This is a genomic window from Nostoc sp. CHAB 5715, from assembly GCF_020829685.1.
GTDB lineage: Bacteria > Cyanobacteriota > Cyanobacteriia > Cyanobacteriales > Nostocaceae > Nostoc.
This window is the reverse complement of sequence record NZ_JAIVFR010000713.1, coordinates 1-4037: the sequence shown is the minus strand read 5'-3', so window position 1 is coordinate 4037 and position 4037 is coordinate 1. Positions and strand designations below refer to the sequence as shown.

Here is a 4037-nt window from a genome sequence, read left to right as displayed (position 1 = left end):
AAGGTAATATCCGTCAGGTAAGTTCAACCATCATGTCATGTATGAATACGGGATACAAAGATAGTTACTGTTTTCCTATATGCCATCAACTAACCTAGAAATACCGCTCACAAATACTAGATAAAATCATCGTTCAGCAAGTTCTAATCCATGATGATGATTACTATGTGTCAGATGCCAACCAGCTAGTCACTGAAGATGATACACCTGTGGACAATTTTGCATCTGCCAAACAACAACGTCTTTTAGTTAGTTCTCTTTACAGTTCCATACAGCAGCAGACTTTTTTGGCTGAGGCTAATGTCGGTATTTACCATACAGACGGTCAGCCCGCAATTGTACCCGATGTTTTTCTCAGCTTAGATGTCCAAGTTCCTGAAAATTGGTGGAAAAAACAAAATCGTTGTTATATGGTTTGGCGTTTTGGCAAACCTCCAGAAGTCGTAATTGAAATTGTCTCTAATAAAGAAGGTGATGAACTTGGCAAAAAACTGAAAATTTATGAACAAATGCGGGCTAGTTATTACATCGTATACGATCAAACTCAGCAATTAGGAGAAAAAGTCCTGCGCGTTTATGAACTTAGAGGAAGGCGCTACTTTGAAACTTCAGAAAATTGGTTAGAACAAGTTGGTTTAGGCGTAACTTTGTGGGAAGGTAAATTTGAAGAAAGACAAGATACTTGGTTACGCTGGTGCTACCAAGATGGAAATCTTTTATCGACTGGAGATGAACGCGCCGAACAGGAACGACAACGTGCCGAACAAGAACGACAACGTGCCGAACAGGAACGACAACGTGCCGAACAAGAACGACAACGTGCCGAACAAGCAGAACAACGCACCCAATTACTAGCAGATAGGCTACGGGCTATGGGCGTAGATCCCAACACTCTATAAGACACTCGCTGTAAAGACGCAAAGTTTTTTTGCGTCTTTGCATGAGCAAAAAAATTCTCACTAACTCGTGCGACTTATAAACTCATTTATACGATGCCAAACCTTCTCTAATAAATCAGGATCATCCGCATCAAACCATTCAATTTGTGGATATGCTCGAAACCAAGTGCGTTGTCGCTTGGCAAATTGTCGGGTATGCAAAATTGTTAATTCTTTCGCTTCATCTAAGGAAATATCCCCAGCCAAATATTGCTTAATTTCTTGATAGCCCAAAGTATTTAACAAAGACAAATCAGCACCATATTTTTGACAAAGATACTCCACTTCAGCTACCAAACCATTTGCTATCATTTGCTCAGTACGCTGTTGAATACGAGCAAACAACTTTTCAACATCGCAATCTAAACCAATTTGCAAAATCGGATAATTTGGTGGATTCTCCCCTTGCTGTTCTGAAATGGGATGACCAGTGACATAATATACCTCTAAGGCTCTTAAAGTTCGCACTGAATCATTGCCATGAATCTTTTGTGCTGCAACGGGGTCAACTTGTTGTAACATTGCGTAGAGTTGTGTTTGACCGAGAGATTGAAGTTGCGATCGCAATTCCATCTGTGGTGCAACTCTGGGAATTTTCATCCCTTGGACAATGGAACGGATATATAAACCAGTACCACCAACTAGCAACAGTGGTGTAACACCAACAGAAGCAATTAAGGCTTGTGTTTGCTCCTGATAGTCTGCTACTGTCATCATGTCTGTTGGATCGCAGATATCTATTAAATAGTGCGGCACCAATTTTTGTTCAGCCATAGTTGGTTTCGCCGTCCCAATATCAAACTCACGGTAAACTTGACGAGAATCAGCACTGAGAATTACAGAACCCAACCGCATCGCCAAAGCCAAAGCCAAACCAGATTTACCCGTTGCCGTCGCCCCACAAATCACAATTAATTTAGTCATTAGTCATTAGTCATTAGTCATTAGTCATTAGTCATTGGTCATTAGTCATTAGTCATTGGTCATTGGGCATTGGGCATTGGGCATTGGGCATTGGGAAAGAGGAGGCAGTTCTTGCTGGAGCCAGAAGGCAGAAGTTCTTTAATGCGTGAATTTTGAATACTTCGGCTACGCTCAGTACAAGTTTTGAATTTTGAATTGATTTCTCCCCCTGCCTCCCCTGCCCCTCTTCCCCGGTACTGCAACCCTAGTATAAACTTCTCTTGAAAATGCCCTACAGACGCCAGCAAGGCTTTTGTGTTACAATTTTGGAGTGTTTTTACTTTTATTTGCCTTTAGGCGATTTCAACCCCACGTATCAGGAGAGTTTACATGACGAGCAGTTACAGTGCCGATCAGATTCAAGTTCTGGAAGGTCTGGAAGCCGTCCGCAAAAGACCAGGAATGTACATTGGTACCACTGGGCCGCGAGGACTCCACCATTTAGTTTACGAGGTGGTGGACAATTCAATTGATGAGGCTTTGGCGGGTCATTGCACTCATATAGAAGTGGATATCAACGCTGATGGTTCAGTGACTGTAACAGATGATGGTCGCGGTATTCCCGTCGATACTCACTCGCGCACCGGAAAATCGGCTTTGGAAACCGTAATGACGGTACTGCACGCTGGTGGTAAGTTTGGCGGCGGTGGTTACAAAGTTTCTGGAGGATTGCACGGGGTTGGTATTTCTGTTGTTAATGCCCTGTCTGAGGTTGTAGAAGTTACAGTTTGGCGAGATAAAAAGGTTCATATCCAACGCTATGAACGCGGTATCCCAGTTAGCGATTTGCAAGTCAAGCCTTACAAAGAAGCTAGAACCGGAACTTCTGTTACTTTTAAGCCAGATACCCAAATATTCACTACTAGCATTGAGCTTGATTACATCACTTTATCAGGTCGCCTACGGGAATTGGCGTATCTGAATGCAGGTGTCAAAATTACCTTTACTGACCACCGTTTAGAACTACTAAAAAGCGATACACCCAAGGTAGAAACCTACGAATACAAGGGTGGGATCAAAGAGTACGTTGCTTACATGAACCGCGAGAAGCAACCCCTGCATGAAGAAATTATCTATGTGCAGGGAGAACGGAACAACGTACAAGTGGATGTTTCTTTGCAGTGGTGTACTGATGCTTATACGGATAATGTGCTAGGTTTTGCTAACAATATTCGCACAGTGGACGGTGGTACGCACTTAGAAGGGTTGAAGGCAGTTCTGACTCGGACATTAAATGCGATCGCCCGCAAACGCAATAAAATTAAAGAGAATGAACCTAACCTCAGTGGCGAACACGTCCGTGAAGGTTTGACTGCGGTAATTTCCGTTAAAGTCCCAGATCCAGAATTTGAAGGACAAACCAAAACCAAACTCGGTAACACTGAAGTTCGAGGGATTGTTGATTCTTTGGTGGGAGAAGTCCTCACCGAGTACCTAGAATTTCACCCTGCGATCGCAGACTCAATTTTAGACAAAGCCATCCAAGCTTTCAAAGCCGCAGAAGCAGCCCGTCATGCGCGGGAATTAGTTCGGCGCAAATCGGTGTTGGAATCTTCGCCATTACCTGGTAAATTGGCAGATTGTAGTTCTCGCGATCCCAGCGAATCTGAGATATTCATCGTGGAAGGGGACTCAGCAGGGGGATGTTACATCGGTAGTACCCTAGTAGCATTAGCTGATGGACGTAATCTTAGCCTTGAAGAAATTGTTACCGAACAGGCCATGGGAAAGGAGCATTTTTGCTACACAATCAGAGAAAGTGGGAATATTGGGATAGAAAGAATCATCAATGCCCGAATGACAAAGGCCAATGCCGAAGTCATCAAAATTACATTAGATAATGGGGAAACCCTAATCTGTACACCGGATCACCTACATATGTTGCGAGATGGCAGTTATAAGGCAGCAGAATTACTGACTCCAGAAGACTCGCTCATGCCTCTACATCGTCAGATATCGCAGAAGAATGAAGGGGGAACGGGACTTATTGGCTACGAAATGATTTGGAATCCATTGAATGATAAGTGGATTTACACTCATTTGCTGGCAGATTTTTACAACCTTGAGCATGGTGTCTATAAGTCGTCAGATGGCAGCGATCGCCATCATGTTGATTTCAACAAACTCAATAACAAC

Annotated in this window: 4 protein-coding genes; 2 read left to right on the top strand and 2 right to left on the bottom strand. The window is 43.2% G+C overall.

Annotation, left to right across the window (positions count from 1 at the left end; all coding sequences use genetic code 11):
• Positions 1-128: 128 nt before the first annotated feature.
• Entirely contained in the window at positions 129-899 is a 771-nt protein-coding gene (locus LC574_RS29670) for a Uma2 family endonuclease (protein WP_229457197.1), read from the top strand.
• Between the two features lie 60 nt (positions 900-959).
• Here LC574_RS29670 and miaA read toward each other — a convergent pair whose 3' ends face one another.
• Together miaA and LC574_RS29660 are read right to left on the bottom strand one after the other, a co-directional pair.
• Positions 960-1862: a tRNA (adenosine(37)-N6)-dimethylallyltransferase MiaA gene (miaA, locus tag LC574_RS29665; protein WP_229457196.1), complete on the bottom strand. Its 903-nt coding sequence runs from the start codon at positions 1860-1862 to the stop codon at positions 960-962.
• A 59-nt stretch (positions 1863-1921) separates the two neighbouring features.
• Positions 1922-2149, bottom strand: coding sequence for a hypothetical protein (locus LC574_RS29660; protein ID WP_229457195.1), 228 nt, complete (start codon positions 2147-2149; stop codon positions 1922-1924).
• 82 nt (positions 2150-2231) lie between these two features.
• Between LC574_RS29660 and LC574_RS29655 the strand changes: the two genes are divergently transcribed.
• A partial coding sequence (locus tag LC574_RS29655; RefSeq protein ID WP_267871714.1) for an ATP-binding protein occupies positions 2232-4037 on the top strand: 1806 nt, incomplete at its 3' end.